The organism is Leptolyngbya sp. FACHB-8 (genome assembly GCF_014695575.1).
Classification (GTDB): Bacteria; Cyanobacteriota; Cyanobacteriia; order Elainellales; family Elainellaceae; genus Vacuolonema.
The window spans coordinates 106,621-125,456 of record NZ_JACJOO010000074.1; the positions used below are offsets into that span (position 1 = coordinate 106,621).

20 protein-coding genes are annotated in these 18,836 nt (G+C 48.9%); 9 read left to right on the top strand and 11 right to left on the bottom strand.

Annotation, left to right across the window (positions count from 1 at the left end):
• Window positions 1-110: 110 nt before the first annotated feature.
• The 6 genes from H6F91_RS20535 to H6F91_RS20560 form a co-directional block, all read right to left on the bottom strand.
• Window positions 111-1,946 carry an AAA-like domain-containing protein gene (locus H6F91_RS20535; protein WP_190771599.1) on the bottom strand — a complete coding sequence of 612 codons (1,836 nt, stop codon included), beginning with the start codon at window positions 1,944-1,946 and terminating at the stop codon, window positions 111-113.
• Between the two features lie 6 nt (window positions 1,947-1,952).
• Window positions 1,953-3,047 (bottom strand): response regulator, encoded by a 1,095-nt coding sequence (locus H6F91_RS20540; RefSeq protein ID WP_190771598.1) that lies wholly within the window; start codon window positions 3,045-3,047, stop codon window positions 1,953-1,955.
• Between the two features lie 134 nt (window positions 3,048-3,181).
• Entirely contained in the window at window positions 3,182-4,030 is an 849-nt protein-coding gene (locus H6F91_RS20545) for a beta-1,6-N-acetylglucosaminyltransferase (RefSeq protein WP_190771597.1), read from the bottom strand.
• 293 nt (window positions 4,031-4,323) lie between these two features.
• Window positions 4,324-4,947: a DJ-1/PfpI family protein gene (locus H6F91_RS20550; protein WP_190789451.1), complete on the bottom strand. Its 624-nt coding sequence runs from the start codon at window positions 4,945-4,947 to the stop codon at window positions 4,324-4,326.
• 32 nt (window positions 4,948-4,979) lie between these two features.
• Window positions 4,980-5,393, bottom strand: a complete 414-nt coding sequence (locus tag H6F91_RS20555) for a hypothetical protein (protein ID WP_190771595.1) — start codon at window positions 5,391-5,393, stop codon at window positions 4,980-4,982.
• Window positions 5,394-5,861: 468 nt separating this feature from the next.
• The gene (locus tag H6F91_RS20560) at window positions 5,862-6,248 is read right to left on the bottom strand and encodes a tautomerase family protein (RefSeq protein WP_190771594.1); all 387 of its coding nucleotides are present in this window, start codon (window positions 6,246-6,248) and stop codon (window positions 5,862-5,864) included.
• 75 nt (window positions 6,249-6,323) lie between these two features.
• On the opposite strand from H6F91_RS20560, the gene H6F91_RS28360 reads away from it, so the two are divergent.
• The 6 genes from H6F91_RS28360 to H6F91_RS20585 all read left to right on the top strand — a co-directional run bounded on the left by H6F91_RS28360 (window position 6,324) and on the right by H6F91_RS20585 (window position 12,245).
• Window positions 6,324-6,455: a hypothetical protein gene (locus H6F91_RS28360; protein ID WP_277874411.1), complete on the top strand. Its 132-nt coding sequence runs from the start codon at window positions 6,324-6,326 to the stop codon at window positions 6,453-6,455.
• 169 nt (window positions 6,456-6,624) lie between these two features.
• Entirely contained in the window at window positions 6,625-8,241 is a 1,617-nt protein-coding gene (locus H6F91_RS20565) for a PEP-utilizing enzyme (RefSeq protein WP_190771593.1), read from the top strand.
• A complete protein-coding gene (locus H6F91_RS20570) occupies window positions 8,238-9,086 on the top strand; it encodes a PEP/pyruvate-binding domain-containing protein (RefSeq protein ID WP_190771592.1) in 849 nt (282 codons plus the stop codon). Before H6F91_RS20565 ends, H6F91_RS20570 begins: the two co-directional genes overlap by 4 nt.
• Before the next feature lie 69 nt (window positions 9,087-9,155).
• The gene (locus H6F91_RS20575) at window positions 9,156-10,523 is read left to right on the top strand and encodes an MFS transporter (protein ID WP_190771591.1); all 1,368 of its coding nucleotides are present in this window, start codon (window positions 9,156-9,158) and stop codon (window positions 10,521-10,523) included.
• A 230-nt stretch (window positions 10,524-10,753) separates the two neighbouring features.
• A complete protein-coding gene (locus H6F91_RS20580; RefSeq protein WP_190771590.1) occupies window positions 10,754-11,476 on the top strand; it encodes a class I SAM-dependent methyltransferase in 723 nt (240 codons plus the stop codon).
• Window positions 11,477-11,492: 16 nt separating this feature from the next.
• Window positions 11,493-12,245 carry a VanW family protein gene (locus H6F91_RS20585; RefSeq protein ID WP_190771589.1) on the top strand — a complete coding sequence of 251 codons (753 nt, stop codon included), beginning with the start codon at window positions 11,493-11,495 and terminating at the stop codon, window positions 12,243-12,245.
• A 159-nt stretch (window positions 12,246-12,404) separates the two neighbouring features.
• Here H6F91_RS20585 and H6F91_RS20590 read toward each other — a convergent pair whose 3' ends face one another.
• The gene (locus H6F91_RS20590) at window positions 12,405-13,187 is read right to left on the bottom strand and encodes a hypothetical protein (protein WP_190771588.1); all 783 of its coding nucleotides are present in this window, start codon (window positions 13,185-13,187) and stop codon (window positions 12,405-12,407) included.
• A 106-nt stretch (window positions 13,188-13,293) separates the two neighbouring features.
• Between H6F91_RS20590 and H6F91_RS20595 the strand changes: the two genes are divergently transcribed.
• Window positions 13,294-13,833, top strand: coding sequence for an isochorismatase family cysteine hydrolase (locus tag H6F91_RS20595; RefSeq protein WP_190771587.1), 540 nt, complete (start codon window positions 13,294-13,296; stop codon window positions 13,831-13,833).
• A gap of 135 nt (window positions 13,834-13,968) precedes the next feature.
• Here the strand turns inward: H6F91_RS20595 and H6F91_RS20600 are convergent, their stop codons facing one another.
• Entirely contained in the window at window positions 13,969-14,688 is a 720-nt protein-coding gene (locus tag H6F91_RS20600; protein ID WP_190771586.1) for a hypothetical protein, read from the bottom strand.
• 596 nt (window positions 14,689-15,284) lie between these two features.
• On the opposite strand from H6F91_RS20600, the gene H6F91_RS27595 reads away from it, so the two are divergent.
• Window positions 15,285-16,004: a hypothetical protein gene (locus H6F91_RS27595; RefSeq protein ID WP_199307958.1), complete on the top strand. Its 720-nt coding sequence runs from the start codon at window positions 15,285-15,287 to the stop codon at window positions 16,002-16,004.
• 4 nt (window positions 16,005-16,008) lie between these two features.
• The gene (locus H6F91_RS20610; RefSeq protein WP_190771585.1) at window positions 16,009-16,458 is read left to right on the top strand and encodes a hypothetical protein; all 450 of its coding nucleotides are present in this window, start codon (window positions 16,009-16,011) and stop codon (window positions 16,456-16,458) included.
• A gap of 148 nt (window positions 16,459-16,606) precedes the next feature.
• Here H6F91_RS20610 and H6F91_RS20615 read toward each other — a convergent pair whose 3' ends face one another.
• The 3 genes from H6F91_RS20615 to H6F91_RS20625 form a co-directional block, all read right to left on the bottom strand.
• Window positions 16,607-16,930, bottom strand: a complete 324-nt coding sequence (locus H6F91_RS20615) for a thioredoxin domain-containing protein (RefSeq protein ID WP_190771584.1) — start codon at window positions 16,928-16,930, stop codon at window positions 16,607-16,609.
• A gap of 479 nt (window positions 16,931-17,409) precedes the next feature.
• Entirely contained in the window at window positions 17,410-18,072 is a 663-nt protein-coding gene (locus H6F91_RS20620; protein WP_190771583.1) for a DUF2185 domain-containing protein, read from the bottom strand.
• A gap of 166 nt (window positions 18,073-18,238) precedes the next feature.
• A complete protein-coding gene (locus H6F91_RS20625) occupies window positions 18,239-18,742 on the bottom strand; it encodes a GNAT family N-acetyltransferase (RefSeq protein ID WP_190789452.1) in 504 nt (167 codons plus the stop codon).
• Window positions 18,743-18,836 lie beyond the last annotated feature (94 nt).

The following is an 18,836-nucleotide window of genomic DNA, read 5'->3' on the forward strand; positions in this document are numbered from 1 at the left end:
CACCGTACTTAATCAACCCGCACATTGCTGTATTTGTGTGCAACGCGCACAAATAAACGTCCCTTCTAGGGAGGCTAATCCTTATAAAGGACACCACAGCGATCGCGTCACTATTGCAACAGATATTGGGCGAAATACTGCCGATATAAATTGCAGCGGGGGGCCACTAATGTTCCAACAAACTTGACCAGGCCCATGCGTTGCAATTGATAGGCGGCCATTGGTTCCAATTGCACAGGTGTTGGGGAGGCGATCGCCCCCTTAAATGCCTCTAACAAATCAGGATGATGGTTTAAGTTCAACCAGTATTCCCGCAAGTGAGAACCATAGATGCCCATCTCCGTAGGAGCCTTACTCAGCAACATCTCTAAAGTGCTGTGAGGATTACTTCGTAAATGCACAAAGGCTTGTTCCAGAAGATAGGGATGCCCGCCAACCATCTCCATTAATGGTGTAATTAAAGTGGCATCACCGCTTAAACCATGTTGTTGTGCAAGTTCTTGTACTTGTTCACGAGTAAATTCTGTCAACTCAATAGGTAAACCAACGTTAAAGGGGGATTGATTAATGTGTAATCGGATATAAACATCCGTGGAGTGGGCTAATACTAATCGTAGTTTTTGCCAAAGCGGGCGGCTTTTCGCTTTCTCATGCCAGGAGCGTAATAAACCAAAGAAATCTTCGTAAATTTCGGGATGAGGAAAGAGTAAATCGACATCATCCAAACATAGCACTAAAGGTGATTCCGCGTGAGGCAAGAGGTATTCCTCAAAATAGGTCGTGCAGCTAATTTTCACGCCCATCTCCTCTTCATTCCAAAATTCATCCAATTGGTTAGGCAACCCCAATTCGCGGGTGAGAATGCTGCAAAACCAGCGCATGAACTTGCTCATGCTGGTGAGGTGGGTATTGCGATCGGCTAGCTCAAAGCTGAAGCTGGCGGTGCGATACTGGTGTTGCGACACCTGGGATAGAATGCGGGTAATTAACGCCGTTTTGCCCATTAATCGAGGTGCTTTAATTCGCACCAGTGCCCCCGGTTGCAGCAATGTCTCATAACAAATAATTTCGGTTGGGGGCCGCTCAACATAAATCTCAGTTGCCATCGGTGATGCGACAGGTTCTGCAACTGATGGCAATGTTGCAGGCTCGCTTTTTGAAGCTGGCTCCGGTTGGCTGGTGGTGGTCTCTGCCTTACCTCTAGTCATATTGCGCCACCGTTCCAGAGCGGCCTGAAAATTGGTCTTACTGACGCTTTCCCCCAACGCATCGCTGAGAGATTTCCAGAGCTTCGGCCCCACATCTCGCTTCAGATAGCTAACGGAATAGCCCGAAGTCTCGGCAATTTCTTCGTAGGTGTGGTTGGCGATCGCTCCCTGCACAATAGCCGTCTCGACATCACTGAGATGCTTACCATTACGTGCGACCAGAGCGCTATTGGCGATCGCCAACAACTGCTCCGGCGTCATCGGCCCATCTGCCTCTTTGGGCGCCGGTGCAGACGTTTCCATCTCATTGGGCACATGGGCCATCATTTTTTCCAGGATGCCCGGGCCAAACTGAGTGTAGCCTCGGTGAATGGAGGCGATCGCCTCGGCCAACTCATTCGTCGGCATATCCTTTAGCAAATAACCCTTGGCACCATGACGCAGGGCTTCCGCCACATACTGAGTATCGTCAAAGGTGGTCAGAATCAAAATCTTGGTGCCAGGAAAGCGCTGACAGATGTGTTGAGTTGCCGTCACCCCATCCATCACCGGCATGCGGATATCCATCAGTACCACATCTGGCGGCTGCTGAGCAGCATGGAGCGAGGTCAGCACATCAATGGCCCGCTGGCCATTTTCCGCTTCGGCAATCACCCGCAAATCCGGCTTGGTTTCGAGGATGGTTTTGAGGCCACGCCGAATGATTTCTTGATCTTCAACGAGGAGGAGGCGCAGCATAGGCGTTTAGCAGGGAAGAAAAGCTGTAATGGTGCAGCCCTGTTCAGGGGCACTATGGAGGATGAGGGTTCCACCCAGAGCGGCCGTGCGCTCATGCATGCCACGCAAGCCAAACCCGGTAGGATTGGCGCTCACCTGGAAGCCTTTGCCGTTGTCTTGCAGGGTGAGGTGTAGCCCTGCCTCCGTAGAGGACAGGTGTAAGTTAACCGTGGTGGCAGCCGCATGTTTCACAATATTGGTTAGGCCCTCCTGGATGATGCGGTAGGCAGCGGTATTGATAGGATTGGAGCAAGGATGAACCAGGTGAATGTCACATTGGGGCTGAATCCCGGTGGTGTGGTGAAATTCCTCAGTTAGGGTGGCGATCGCCGCCTCCAATAATTTTCCCTGCAATGGTTCAGCCCGCATATCGGCTACCGATTGCCGCACAGCTTTCAGAGCACCAGCCCCCAACTGCTTAGCTTCCTGCAAAAAGCTACGAGCTTTGGGTAAATCGGTATCCCACAGGGTCAGCACTGTTTCTAGCTGAATGTTGAGGGCCACCAGCGCATGACCGAGGGAGTCGTGGATGTCTCGGGCAATGCGGTTACGCTCCTCTAGAGCAGCCATAGCTTCAATGCGCTGATTCAGGGCCTTCTCCTGGTCGAGGGATCGTCGCAACTCGGCTTCTGTTTTTTGGAGCTGGTCATTTTGCGATCGCAACTGTGTTTGAAGCCGACACAACTTGAGCTGGTTCTCGATGCGAACGATCACCTCTTCCACCTGAAAAGGTTTGACGATGTAATCGACGCCGCCTGCCGAAAAAGCGGCTACCTTATCAAACACCTCATTCAGCGCACTGATGAAGATAATGGGAATGTCCTTTGTTTCGGGGTCAGTTTTTAAGCGGCGACAGACCTCTAATCCGTTCATCCCTGGCATGTTGATATCCAGCAGGATCAGGTCGGGAGCCTGAGCCCGCACTCCCATGAGCGCGGTGGAGCCGTTGGTAACACTGCGCACATCATAGTGCTGCTCCTCTAACATGGCAGAGAGTAGCCGCAGGTTATCCAACGTATCGTCAACGATTAGGATGTCTCCCCGCGAAGGCAGTGGGTTCATGGAATTTGGGCACAATAAAAGCCAATTTACGGTAATAGTACGGCAAGGGCTCCCATAACGCCAACTTCGCTGCCAGACTCAACTTCATCATTCATCAACTCAAATCTTCCAAAACCCAGAAGGATAATTTTGTTTCACAGCAATTGATCGATCAGATCTAACACTTCATCACTCCTACCGGGCTCAAATTTTCGCGCAAATAACAAGTCAGATATTTTGAGTGCGTCAACATCTTCCATAGTCAGGACTCGTGGAGGCGTTGGATTGGGATTTGACCAATCCGTGTACGTCAAGCTGTAATTTGCCACTGCTTCTTTAAAGGGAGAGTTACAAACCAGAGTTTGAAAAAACATTTCGTCTGGAATAAACGTGTACTTAAAATAAGTAATTACATTGGGATGAGTATTCAGATAATTGATCATCCATTGCACAAACTCTCCAGTCAAAGCCCACCACTGCGAACCGCCATAGGGTACGAGTGCATTAGGAAGCTTCCGCTGCAATGGAACATGAAACGGACGACTTCGCAGAAAGAAATGCCAATTTGAGACTCGCTTCATCGCTTGATAAGCCCCTCCGGCATTCGTCCATTTATTAGGTTCCGCTAAAGGAAAAGCTTCAATAAATTGCTGTCCCCGGTTCTCTTCAAGAAACCGCTTGATTTCCGATAAAGGCCTTATGGGATAGTCTTGCCCAGAGATCAAGAAAACATAGTCATAATTTTCCTGTGTCAGACAAGCCCTCCGCAGGCAATTCAGCGTAGCATTCACGATACTGAACTGCCCCCATCGACAAGCATCCCGTTGATCCATCAAGAAAACATGAGAAGTATTGCCTAGTAACTTTTCAACGTCACTAAAAACAGATGTCGCCCGCTGATCGATATGAATAAAGAAATGATCGCCTTCTGAACTCAGCGCTTTGACTAATCGAATAATTTGCTCAGGATATTTGTGCGCGAGTATCACAAATGCAATTTTCATATCAGGAGACTTCCTCGATTGCTTCTGACAAATGCTAGACAGCAGTAGACGGTGGCTTCATTCTGACATGAGGAACAGCCAATCAGCGTTTATCTTTCATTTCTTCACTGAACGTTGCTACTTAGATGCATTTCAAGGCATGTGCTCCTAAGACTCACTCTCCAGAACACATCCTCTCATACCGCATTGGGTTAAATGATCACAATAAGAAGCGGCGTGGTACTGAGCACCACGCCGCTTCTTATTGTGATCATTTACCTTGACTTGATACAAAGTATGGCTTCCTCATGAACTTAGGTATTCTCATGCCAATCAAAGTCCATCTGGCGGGCAGTTTGTAACGCGAGCTCTCGGCCTGCAAGACGTTCAACTAGATGAAGGCTCATATCAATACCGGCTGAAATACCTGCCGATGTCACTACATCTCCGGCATCGACCCAGCGCTGCTGTTCAACCGTTTGCACATTGGGAAACATAGCCCGCATATCCGGAATATCTTCCCAGTGAGTCGTTGCCATTTGGTTATTGAGGAGACCCGCTTTTGCTAGCAGAAAGGAACCTGTACAAACTGAAGCGGTTAATGTAGCGATCGCCGAACGTTGAGTAATCCATTCAACAACATCTGGAGTTTCAAGTTCTTTGGTAACAACCCCTCCTGGAATGAGTAGCAGATCAATAGGGGGATGATTGGCAAAGGTGTAATCCGGTTGTACAACAAGACCAGCGCGGGCTCGTATAGTACTAGGTTGAGGGGCGATCGTGAAGACTGTAAAGGGTTCAGGCAAGGACAGGTTTGCACGTTTGAACACCCGAGACGCCGTAGTAAAAACTTCGTAAGGCCCAGCAAAGTCTAAAACTTCAACATCAGGAAAGATGTAAATACCAACAGATACAGTTCCAGAATCCGATTGATTCATCTTGTTTCCTCTCAAGCACTATAGAAGCTGAACTATCGTGAACCATTCCAGGGAAATTCAGGTTTTGAGTTTTCTTCACCCCAGTATCCATTGAAGCTAGAAAAGTCTTCAGAGAAAGTCACTTCAAGGTTTCCAGTGCCGTATACATCATTCCAGACACAATGCATAACTCGAACTTGCACGGCTTCACATTGAGACAATGTGCCTGGCACCATTTCTCCTAGTTCATTCATGGTGTAGCTACCTTCCAGAGAACCATCTTCTGCTTCTCTAAATTCCGTTGTTGCCGGCAGTAAATCACCTGCCGCCCAAATCTGGCCCTCATAGCGGCCTAGAGTTTGCTCCATCCAACTACCAGACGGTTGTGCATTGACGTTGAGGCTCCATAAACCCGTTAACACCAAAGAAGCCGCTAGAGAGTTAGCAATATAGTTTGTACCTTTCACAATGTTCTCCTTAGAACGTTTCGTTGATATAACATCTTGATTGAATCGCACTGAAATCAGCGGCATTTGAGTACCTAGAGCTTTGGTTTTTCTGAAAAACTGGAACTCTAAATCTTCTACGTCAGCACCATGCCACCTTGGTTGTGTTTTACCATTTGAGGAGAAGGGGACGGAACATCTAACTCCATTAAGCCTTGAAAGATTGTCTCATTCTGGACAATCCCAAAATAGTTCAATGTATTCAACCGTTCGCATAGGGCAAACATCCCAAGGTTTACCACTGCTACTACAAGCAAGTTCTTCTTTATATCGGAAAACAGGATAAACCCGTCACATTTACCCTCTCCAAACACAGGTCAGTTTTCGGTTTACCGAGAGTTCCTTGCCTATAGAAGTGAGTGGAGGGCGATCGCCCTCCACTCTTTATATTCGCTTTCAAGATTCATGCTGCTTACTCCGAGTGCAGCATTACACATCGATCCGATAGTTCAGCTGATGCTCATCCCCAGGCAAACCTCGAAACCCCCAGTTGTGCTTTGGAGTTTCAAAAATTGTCATTTCCAAATCGTGCGTTGAAATTCCAAGGGTTTGCACTCGCTCAAACATCAGGCGCATTAACTGTTTCTTCGCCTCTACCGTGCGTCCCTCTATCATGCTGAATTCCACAATGGTGTAACGCAGGGTACGCCCTTCAGGATAGAAAAAATCAGAGGATTCAAGCGGAAAGAAACGATGTGCGCGTTTATCAGATGGATACTGAAGTGCATCGATAATGCAGGAATGAATGACATCAGAGAGTTGATGTTTGATTGGATCAAGATACTCTCTTAATCCATAGATTTTGACCTGTACCATAGCCCTATATCAACAAAACAGTATTGATTAAGATAAACAGCATTATCCGGTCTTAACGAGATACGAGAGAGAGTTATGGGACAAAGTCCCACACCCCTCTCTCGTACCTTCACGTGGGGCGATCGCCCAAATCCACACCTCACCCGAGAAGAACCTGCTCAACTCCTCTGTACGGCAAAGCTACATTGCTGTTTAAAGAAAAGTTAAGGCCTGGTTAATTTTACGGAAAATCTGTAGAAGCTAGAGAAGCTCCTATAAGAAATCACCAGAAGTTAAGCTCTTTCACGCCTCACCTGTTATGTCTGTGTACGTAGAAAATTTTGTACCACCAGGCCCCGGTTCCTGGACGTTAGAAACAACTCATTGGGCGCGCCCCATGACACGTTGGGGGGCAGATGTCTTTCCCCCTGCATTTAAGCGAGGATTCCGGGAAGGAACAGCTCGATATGGGCTATTGCTGGACTATTTAGAATACGGTGTCGTGAATGGTTTTGCCTACAACTGCGCGCATGTCGTAGGGGCACCACTCGAAGCCAAAGCACCGCCGCCAAAATTGATTTTTAAGCTACTCACCCGCTTGCATCCCCAGGTTCGCCAGCGCATTAAAGCCTCTCAAGCTGCTTTTGAGCAGAAATTATGGCGGCAAGACCTGAAACAATGGGACGAAACCTGGAAACCAGAACTGACCCGTAAATACCTAGAGCTGCAAAGTGTTGATCCCAAACAGCTATCGCTTGAAGACCTCATTACTCACCTTACGGCTTGTCGAGATGCGGTCGCCGAGGCGATTTACTTCCACCATCGGTTGAATCCCTGTGCATTGCTACCCCTCGGCGATTTTCTCGTACAAACGCAAGCATGGACTGGGCTGGAGGCTCAAACGCTCCTACAACTGCTGCAAGGAGCAACGCCTGTTTCGATTGGAGCGATCGCCGAAATTCAACATCTGGCCCAAGCCATTTCCCAACAGCCCGCAGCCGCCTCCATCCTCAATAGCCAACAACCTGCCGCCGAGATTCTGCATCAATTGGAAACGATGCCAGGGGACGTTGGTGAGGCAGCAAAAGCCTATCTCAATACCGTTGGGCTACGCGTCTTAACCGGGTATGACGTTGGGGATTTGTCGGCTCTGGATACCCCGGAGTTATTGGTCAAAACAATTCGTTCCGCCTTAGAGCACACAGTACATGAGAGCGCGACTGAACAGTTGGCAGAGCAAACGGCAAAAGTTCGAGCCGCTGTACCGGAGGAACATCGTGCCGCCTTTGATGAACTACTCGCAGAAGCCCGTCTAACCTATCGCATTCGAGATGAGCGTGGCTATCTCAATGATGCCTGGGCCACCGGAATTGCGAGACGGGCTATCTTAGCGGCGGGCGATCGCCTCGTAGCCGCAGGCAAGCTAGACAAGCCAGAGCACGCCGTTGAACTCACCCACGACGAACTGGTTGCCATGCTCAATGGGCAGGACGGAATTCCCGCCAGTGAGCTGGCGGAATATTTCCATTACCGCACAAGCAAAACCATTGCCGATGCCCCCGTTCATCTGGGCGCGCCCCCCAGTCCCCCGCCACCTGATGAGTGGTTGCCACCTGCTGCGGCCCGTTTGAGCCGCGCGATTAACTTGGTCCTGGGGCACTTATTTGCAGCACCGGGTAAGCAAATTGAGCCTCAAACCATCCAAGGGGTTGCAGCTAGCCCAGGCCAGTATGAAGGCATTGCCCGATTGGTGCTCAACCTGGAAGACATGGCGCAGGTGAAAGAAGGCGATATCTTAGTCGCTCGGATGACCGCCCCTTCTTATAATGCGCTGTTGCCGATGCTGGGAGGCATTGTCACCGATCGCGGTGGATTGCTATCGCACGCGGCGATCGTCGCCCGTGAATATGGTTTGCCTGCTGTCGTGGGCTGCATGGAAGCAACGCAGGCGATTCCAAATGGTAGCCGCATTCGGATTGATGGAACAACTGGAGAGGTGAAAATTCTGGCATGACGCTGTTGAATGTACCGCTATACGCACCGATCAACTTAATTGACGCTGTTGATGAAACCGCTTGTGGTGGTAAAGCTGTGCAATTAGGGGCCGCTATTCGGGCGGGCCTTCCTGTTCCACCGGGCTTTGCGCTAACAGCCGGTCTGGTGGACGCGATCGCCGCTCAAGACCCGGTTGCGATCGACTTGGCCTTACAAGCCTTTGCTCAACTGAAAGGGCCTGTGGCCGTGCGCTCCTCGGCTGTGGGGGAAGATTCCAGTGAGGCAAGTTTCGCGGGTCAACATCTCACCTGCTTGAATATTTGCTCACCTGACAGCATGGTCAAAGCGGTGCAACAGGTCTGGCAATCCGGGCAAAGTGCCGCAGCACAAAGCTACCGCCAGCGCTTGGGGATTACTCAAGCACCTCAGGTTGCCGTTGTCGTGCAACGGTTTATTCCTGCTCTGCAATCGGGGGTACTGTTTACTCGTAACCCGATCACCGGCCAGGACGAGCGGGTAATTGAGGCATCCTGGGGGCTGGGTGAGGCGATTGTGTCGGGCCTGGTCACACCCGACCATTACCGATTAACCCGGCAAGGGCTTGTTCTTGAGCAAACTCCTGGGATGAAGGATATTGCAGTGATGCCGAGCACGGAGGGCCACACCCAGGAAGTTGAGGTAGAACCGCATCGGATACGTGCCCTCTGCCTGGAGGCATGGCATCTGGAGCAACTCAATTTGCTGGCAACCCAGTGCGAACAGTACTTCCAGCAAGCACTGGATATGGAATGGTGCTTTGAGGGTTCCACCTTATACTTACTCCAGTGCCGCGCCATCACTCGTATTGCGTCCCCTGGTGTTTAAGAGGATGTGTTGTTTTTGTGTGTATGTAGCGCACGAAAAACGACCTTCTGAGGCTTAAACCTAATTGACATGAATGATTCGTCCTCCAAATCTGTTTGGCGCGATCGCGCTCTACTCATTGCGATCACCCTCAGTTCAATGCTGGCACCGTTGAACTCGACCATGATCGCGGTCGCATTGCCGCGCCTGATCACGGAGTTTCAAACGAACGTTGCCCACGCCAGTTGGCTCGTGACAAGCTATCTGATTGCTATGGCAACCCTGCAACCCATCGCTGGTAAATTGGGCGATCGCTGGGGCCGACGTTCCCTCATTTTGGGAGGGTTGATCTGTTTTGGTGGAGCGTCTTTAGCCGCAACCTGGGCACCGACTCTGGAGATGCTCATAGGCTTTCGGCTGTTGCAAGCGGTGTCTGGGGCGATCGCTATTCCCAACGGGGTCGCTTTAGTACGAGAAGTCGTGCCCGATCACCAGCGTGCGACCCAGTTTGGATTAATCAGCAGTGCGATCTCCTTAGCGGCGGCGATCGGCCCGCCTATTGGAGGGGTGCTGACCAGTCTGGCCGGATGGCGAGCCATCTTTTTTGTCAATGTCTTGCTCATCCTGCCAGCTTTACTGTTGGGGTGGTGGGCGTTTCCTCGCAGCAAACCATCAGCTTCATCCCGTCCATTTGATTGGGGCGGATCGCTCCTGTTAGCGTCAGTCTTGGCCAGCTTAGCCGGGTTCCTTTCCCAAATGCGGCAGGGTGGCCTCCCTGTTTCGCCAGGAGTAGCGGTGGCGGGTGTTGTTGCGTTAATGGCAGCATTATTCGTCTATGAAGGACGACATCCAGACCCCATTATCCAACTGCGCTTTTTCCGGAAACGAGCGTTTGCCGCTGCCAATGGGGCGATCGCCCTCAGCAACCTGGCAATGTATGTCACATTGCTCAGCTTGCCCATCTTTCTGTCTGAACGGGCGGGATGGATGGACTCACAAATTGGTTTTGTCCTCGCCGCTTTCTCAGGGTTGATGATCGTTGGTTCGCCTCTCGGCGGACGGTGGGCAGACCGTTGGGGCCGCCGGATACCAACCGTCGCAGGTCTGGCGTTGTTTACCCTGGGTTTGCTGCCTCTCGTCATCCAGGCAGAAACGGTGCCCCTTGCTTTTTTGCTGCCCGGTTTGGCGATCGCCGGAAGCGGGATGGGTGCTTCAATGGCAGGGTTACAAACGTCAGCCATCGAGTCTTTAAGCCCCAAAGAAGCTGGCGTCGCAGCAGGCATCTTCTCGACCAGCCGTTACCTTGGGAGCATTGTGGGTTCTAGCATTCTTGCAGGCATCCTCAGCTCTAGCGGTAATTTTCATCTAGTCTTCTGGATGGTTGGCAGTACGGCTTTCCTGTCAGTATTGGTCAGTTTAGGATTGCGCGATCGCCCTCTAAGTGAGGCACAAAGTTAGGTATCCAGGAAAAGCGACGGGATTCTGTCCTGGTACTCTCCTTGGATACCAATTTTGTAAACATTTGAAGCAATACGATTTTCATAAAAAGATAGATAAGTTTCAATAACGAACAGAAACGACTGATATAGAATTTGCGGAATAATCGGGTTTTCAGATGTTTACTATGAAAGACGAAATACTTTAACACTTTTTGCATTGAACGTTGATTCTATTCAAAAAGGGATAACATGAGCGATTTTAATATCACCAATCCTTTAGCGAATATCGATACAGAAGAACAATCCATTCAATCGTATTACGACAGCATTGCCGCTGATTACGATCGCTCACGCTTTGCCAACACCTATGGTCGTTATATTGATGACCAGGAACGGAAGATTTTGAAGCGCTGGTTACCTCGCTCCTCCGATTCATCCGTTCTGGATTTAGCCTGTGGCACGGGGCGTTTTCTAGATTTAGCGACGGCTGGTTTAGATGCCAGTGCCAACATGTTAGAGATCGCCAGCCAGAAATATCCTGATGTATCTCTAATTCAGGCATCCGCATGTGAAATTCCGCTCCCCTCAGCTTCCTACGATGCCATCTTTTCTCTTCACTTTTTCATGCATCTGAACCCAGCAAAGGTTGCCACCATTCTGGATGAATGCCACCGCATTTTGCGTCCGGGAGGCATGTTGATCTTTGATATTCCATCGGCCTTACGCCGCAATCTGGTGCGATACCGGGCAGAAGATTGGCACGGGGCAACCGCTTTATCTATCCCACAGATTCGTGAGGCGACTCAGGGCAAATGGGAGCTTCAGGCATCGAGCGGGGTGATGCTCTTTCCAGTGCACCGAATTCCAACAACTTACCGTGATCGAGTGCGATCGCTCGATGATTTTCTCTGCCAAACATGGCTAAAAAACATTGCATCCTATCTGTTTATTCAACTGATTAAGTACGACTAATAACAAGGACAATGGAATGAAAAAACTTATTCCGCCAAGTTGGCGAGTTAATATACGCATCGTTCAGCGATACCTGGCAGCTCGGCTCACAGGAAAATGGCAGCAACTGGCAAAGCATCGCGACACCCACGCTCACGATGACTTTCTGCCACAAGTAACCCTAACCCAGCCTCTGGGCTCCATGACAGGGCACCATCTTGAGCGAAAGAAACATAACCTCAACCTGGCTATCCAAAAGCTTCAGAACGTCGTGATTCTGCCGGGTCAAATTTTTTCTTTCTGGCATCTGGTTGGAAACCCCACCACTAAAGCGGGATTCGTTGAAGGAAGAACCATTACTGGCACAGAGCTGGCAACATCGGTAGGTGGCGGATTATGCCAGTTATCGGGCATGCTTTATTTTCTGGCGCTCAAATCTGGATTAACAATCCTGGAGCGTCATCCACACTCCAAAGATATTTACACAGATGCCACACGGTTTGCTCCCTTAGGTTCTGATGCAACCGTTGTGTATGGTTATAAAGATTTGCAGATCCAAAATTCTTTTTCTTTTCCAATTTGCTTTCGTTTTTTCATTACCGATCAAGCTATTCAGGCGTGTCTTTGTTCAGCTCAGGCGATCGCTGAAGTACAGGTTGAGTTCCGCACTCAATCTTTAGAATCTGCCACCCATGTAGAAACAATTCGCTACACACCAGCCAGAGCAACAGCAGAGTTAGTCAGTTCAGATTTATATCCCAAGTTACTGGTTCCAGCACATCTGCGATAAAGATACTAATGTGAAAATTTTGGTTGGGAGGTTTTGTCATGTCATACAGCGGTTTTCAAGTGCTTAAAATCTGGTTGTTTTTGTGAGAGCCGCGCTCCGCGCGGCTCTCACAAAAACAACCGTGGCTGATTCAAGCGCCAAGCGTTGTAGGATCAGCAATTACACCTCAATCCGCAGCAACTTACCTGCCTGGGTCGCAACAATCAATTGATTGCCAAGAGTCGTGAGTGTTGTTGGTAAGCCTTCACCCATCTCCGCGATGTTGATGATAGGAGATAACATTCCATTAGGCTTTAGGGCTACTAGCCAACCTGCCGTTGTCACAGTCATCCAGCGATCGCCCAGACGAGTGATATCCAAAGGGGCACCCAGGTCAGCTTGTTGTAGATCGGCGATCGCTTTCGTTTCCCCCGTAAAAGCGATTCTCAAAACTTGCCCGTTTTCTTGAGTCGCGATAATGTAATCTTCTCCAATTCCAATCCCAAAAGATGTGCTGTCTAAAGGGGTTAAGACAGTTGTTCTACCAGAGCGGGTCACTCGAACAATCAAGCCCGCAGAACCCAACACATCTGTTGAAACAGCAACTAGGTAGAAGGGATAGTACCCCTCGCTAGCAGCCACTGCAAATGGTGCGCCAAAGTCCCCTGCAAAGTCAGATAAATCTGCCAGAGAAGATACTTCGCTTTGTTTAGTGACCTGCACGAGAGAGTGGCCCAACTCCTGAGCCGAAAGAGCTACAATAACCGATTCTTGCAAACCGACAATTCCAGCAGGGATACCATAGCGCTCCACGTTCACCCAGGTCACTAAAGTTCCGTCAGGTGCAACCCGTACTAAATCTCCTTCCACAGTGGCTACGATAATTGCATCCTGAAAGACCGTAACCCCTTGAAAAGACAAGAGGTTCAATCCTGATGCAAGAACGGTTACGGTAGGTTCCATACCAGCTTGTGTACTCCTCCTACTAAAGAAGGATTTTTAGGTGCAAGACTAAGCTTTACACAGAAAATCGTTAATAGTAAAAATGGCAAGCTAATTAAAACTATTTATGACTATTCCTTTACTGGTTGTGGATGTACAAACAGGTTTTATTAATGACTTTACCCATCATATTCCTAAAAGAGTAGCTCGCTTAATTGAGCAGAAGCTTTATTCCCCTGTATTATTTACCCGCTTCATTAATGCAGCCGATGGCCCTTACACACGTCTTCTCCAGTGGAACGGTTGTCATGACGCGCCTGAAACTGACCTGTCCGAAGATTTAGCACCCTACATCCAATCCGAATTCGTCTTCAGTAAACCGGGCCTATGCGGAATGCCCAGTGAGCTAGTGGATTACCTTTGTGAGAACCAGGTTCAACAAATCGCTGTCGTTGGAATCGACACAGATATGTGTGTTCTAAAAATCGCCATGGATCTATTCGATCAGGGCATTGAACCGATTGTATTAACAGACTGCTGTGCCAGTACCGCAGGATTGCAGGCTCATCTGGCTGGACTGGCCGTTCTGAGCCGCAATATTGGTGCCCAGCGGCTACGAGACGCTGGCTTGGGAGAAGGAACCCTCGCAGCCCCTGTAGCAAAGTAGGCTCATTAGAGCGCGGCGGCTGGTGTGTATATAGCGGGAGTCATGGTTTCCTGCAGCGCGAGCCCGTGTTGGGGTTAACGCTGACTGCGATCGCAACAGTATGGCGTCACCTTACAGTTCCCGATCAGCCGATTGTTAATAACCTAAACTTTCCGCTGCTATTTTTTGAAAGTACACTCCCACGTCTCTAGGGATACTTCTGCCCCCATAAGGATTACCGACAGGGCTACGCTCAAAGATCGTGCCGTATAGAACACACGCTGCCAGGTAAGTTCCATAAGGGGTTGGATGGCCATCCAGGTTGTATAACACCAGATCTGGCCTTTCAGTTAGGGACCGCGCAAATGCTAAACCTGCTGGCGCTACTGTAGCCCCCAGTTCTGCGCCGACCGCGTTATAGGCATCTGCCAGGCTTGCCGTCGTAACTCCATAACTCACACTATCGGGACGTTCCCAGGTCATCAAAAGAACCGTTTTGGCTCCCCGCTTTCTGATTTCTTTATCGAGCTTTCTGACGGATTTATGAAACTTTCCTGGATCAAAAATAGGTATTTGGCTTTGTTCTTGCAAGACGACATATTCCCAGCCACCGTCACGGATGGTTCGGCGAGTATTCTTGTCATGCGTGTGGTCGTCTAAGGTATAGCCTCCTAGAGCAACACTGGACACACGGCTCGAAGGAGACAACCCTACCAGTTGTTGATCAATACCATCATTGAAAAAGGTAAAGCTGTTCCCAACGAGAAGAATCTGGGCTGACTCTTGGCTGCTTAATATTGGGTTACGACATGCAGCCAAAACAAACAGGGCCATACAAGCAATGAGAATGCACCGCACCAGTAACCTTACTCTCATAGATTCTAGTCCTGTTCTTTCAAAGTATGTGTGCCGAATCCAATAGTCTTCCAGCACCGCTTTTCAAGCATTCCCCAATTCTTCAACTTCTGCTACTTAGGAGGTTTCTGCATAAGAATCTACCAGGATGTTGGTGCTTTGCCCGCTTCGCGGGCAAAGCACCAACATCCTGGGGGTAATTTCATTGTTGGAAATCTCCTTACAGCATTGTCTTTGCTAGTACTTTGTCAAGGAGTTTTTGAGAGATCTACACCCCCTCAAAAACTCCTCAAATTTTATGTTTAGGTGCGGGATAGCCCCACACTTGAACATTGGCAAACCACTCGGTTACACAGGGCTAGAGTTACTCGATCCAACGTACGAGCTGATGCGATCGCACTTCCCTACTCACAAAACCTCTCCCAAGTTAGTTGACAAAGAAGTTCCCAAATATGGAACTCAATATTGCACGCAGAAGACAAACCTTGTCCAACGTCCAACCCCTCTCTCTCACTTCAGTGCCTATTTCTCTATAAAAAACAACTAACAAATGATGAATGACAAACCTCAAATAATGAATGTAAGATCCAACTTGGGATGTAATTTGGGATGATAGTATGCGAGCATCAATTGGCAAACTAATCGTCAGCCTTGGCGTCCTTCTGGCTATAGGAACGCTACCAGCCCAGGCACAAGTTTCAGACCGTCAAGTTGCAGCACTGGTCGAGGCACTTCGGCAAGCAGCGCCTCAAACGGGGCGTGCAGATGACGGGCTATATAGTGACTGGCAAATTATGCCAGGAAACATTCCCCGATGGTCAAGGTCATGCATCGGTCGAGAGCTTTCACCAACTGAATTTGAGGCTAGCCCAGTGGTTGCCCGTTCGGTTGTAACGTGTGTGATGCGAGATGTGCTGCAAGATGAGTATGGCGCTAGCAACAACGATGAAATGCTAGCGGTACGTCGAGCCGCTGCCTGGTGGATGCGAGGTGACCCATCTCAGTACAACAGTGCTGAAATTTCAGCTTACATTCAGCGGGTTGTGAATGCCTATCAGCAGCAGCGAGGGTCATCGAGTGCTGCTGCCACACCTCAACCCTCCGCACCTCCCGCACAACAGCCACAGCAGCCCTCAGAATTCGATCGCTACATGACAGCAGGCTATGAGGCAACGCAGCAGCGGGATTACGAAAGAGCGCTCCTGTATTTTCAACGGGCATTAGATGAACGCCCTGATGATTCCTACGCCCGACAAGCTATCCAAAACGTTGAGGGTTATCGCAGTCGCACTTCTGAAGGTGCGTCTGGTGGCCAATCTCCGTCTAATTCCCAGTAACGCTATGAAAACTCTGTTGATTGGTTTAGCAGCAATTATTCCGTTTATCAGCGTTTCGAGTGCGCTGGCTCAACCGGCTCAAGAAAATTGGTTCGAGGTCACACGCAATGCTGTGGGCGATCGCTTCATGGTAGAGCGCAACTCCATTGAATTTAGGGATGGAATTGTTTGGTATTGGGAATATCGCGATTTTCCGCAACCAAACAATGCATTCATTGGGGTTGAGGTAGAGCAACCAGTTTATGGTGCCATGCTGTATCGTTCTGTCGATTGTGCTAGCGGCGTTTCCCGGCTCAGGCGAGTCGTCGTCCACGATAGACAGCGGCAGGTCATTCAGCGAATTAGCTATGACGATGCGGGCCAATTAGCACAACCTCAGGCAGGCAGTAGCGCAGCCGCCGTTCTACGCTTCGTGTGCGACCAGCCCCAGTCAGCACCAACTGCATCTCAATAATGGCTCTACCGAGGCCCAAATTCTGGTGAGGCGATCGTCTGGCTCAGGCCGCTTAAACATAAGACCCAAAAGCAATGACGCCTGCTTAGTGGGCGTCATTGCTTTTGGGTCTTATGTTTAATTGCAACCACCTACTGATCTATTGATTTCAAGCCAGATACTTGCCGAGAGTAGTACTGTATTCTTCGTACTTTTTCGCGCCAACGAGTGTTTCTGCCACGTCGCCTTGAGAGAAGAACATTACGGCAGGAATACTGCGAATTCCATATCGCTTAGCTACTTCTTTATTAGCATCCAGGTCTAATTTTAAGACTTTGACGCGATCGCCATATTCATCTGCGAGCTGATCAATCAATGGAGCAATCAGCTTGCAAGGGCCACACCAGGAGGCAGTGCAATCTACAACAAACAATGACTCTGCACCTAGAAGAGCATCAAACTCGGCTTCATTTTGAATGTAAGCTGCAGGCATAGATAAATCTCATGAAAGCTCTATTCTCCCATAGTGTTTGCACTTTTCAGACGCAACGGGTGCTGAAACAGCAATTCTCATTTTGAATTGAAGCCTGAAAATAGGTCGCGCTCATATCGGTGTGCAACGTTGAACGGGGGCAACTAATTCTCCCAACAACAAACCCAGAGCTTACAGGTGGGTGGCACCTGGTTCGGCGTATCGAAGGTGCCGTCAGGAATTTCGATTTCGTCGCCCGAGCGTCCGAAGAGCGAGGATCCGCAAACTAGCAGAAATATCGCTCTGCAACGGACATGCTTCATTATCGTCTAGTGCATTGCAGTGTGCGGCTATACAGCGCTTTTCAAACGCTTAAAATCCGGTTGTTTTTGTGGGAGCCGCGCGGAGCGCGGCTCCCACAAAAACAACCGTGGCTGATTCAAGCGCAAAGCGCTGTATAGCAGATCTACAATTAAACGTAATGTAGTTTAAGTAGAGCACTAACTTTCGAGAGCTAGCTTATTAGCGAGGTAACTACCAGCTTTTGGATTCAGCAATTGCTCATCAAAGAAGATAACTGGAGAGTTGCTCTCAAACACAATCTGCGTTCCCTGGGGCATAGATAAATATCTCAGGGTATGGGGCGCACACAGCACTACTTCATACAAAGTCATCAGTTCAAGATTACTTGGATCATTGTTATCGATATCTTCTCTAAAGCTACCAACAAACCAGCCTGAATCTTGAGGATTATTTTCACTCCTACTGCTTCTAACCATTATTGTTGGCAACTCTTCAAACCCTCGCCCAACAACGGCAGTATCTTCCAAAGAGGGAACATCCATATCGAGTTCAAAGCTTTCTGGTACATACTTATGCTCCATTAGAATGTGAAGAACTTTTGTAATATTTGGTATCCATTCAATTGGCATAGATTGAAAATCTGGAGCAAGTAACCTCAGGCAATTATTTTGCAGTTGGCACTGTAATACGGACCACCCATACTGAAAAATTTGGCCATTAGAAAATTTCGCACCACTTTCTATGTATTTGGTCAACCAATCAGTTAACCACGTGATGATAGCGTTTGGGAATTCCTCTTCTATATAAAACTCATATCTGGAGATGTTGTCTCCATTAACAGGAATTTGAATCTGTTTCATGATTGGGTGCCCCACTAAACACTCAAAGTATCATCCATGGTCGCTCTGCAAAACTCTTACTATCTATACTTTCCGAGCATTTTTGTAGCCGAACGATCCTAGCCAGTGGTTGCAACAGCCTTTAACTCATTACTGGCAGAATCTTTCAGTTCGCTGCAATAGCTTATTAGCCGCCGACAACACCAGAAGCCAACGAAAGAACAAACCGAAAGTATCTAACACCATTTCGCTTGGGCAACTCCGACTCTTGCTGAAAGCCCAAGTCCCGGTAGATATGTTGTGCGGACTGCATCAGTTCACTTGTGAAAAGACCGATTGAACTCGCCTTATCGTTTATTGCTTTGGAAATGCACGCCATGGTTAAAGCCTTAGCAATACCTTTGCCTCGATGTTCTGGGTGAACTGCCAACAAGAGGAGCGAGGCCATATCTGACCTGAAAATTGTCGGGTCACCTTTCCCCGCCGGACAGTAAGCAACCGAACCAATAATGTCATTGCTGAAACGATAAACTATGAATTCTGCCGCCTCTGCTCTTTCTGAAATATTTCGCAGATTCTTCTGCATGACTTTCCAAGAACCAGACGGGAGATACGATGCAAATTCTGCGTAGGCTGCGACATTCAAATCAGCGATCGCCTCGAAATCCTTACTTGTTGCAATTTCAATCACTTGCACTGCTCTCAGTTTTCTAGGCGGTTAACAGTTAAGCGAACTAGACATAAACACCTTTGAAACCCAAACAACTTATAGGTAGTTCCGGTTC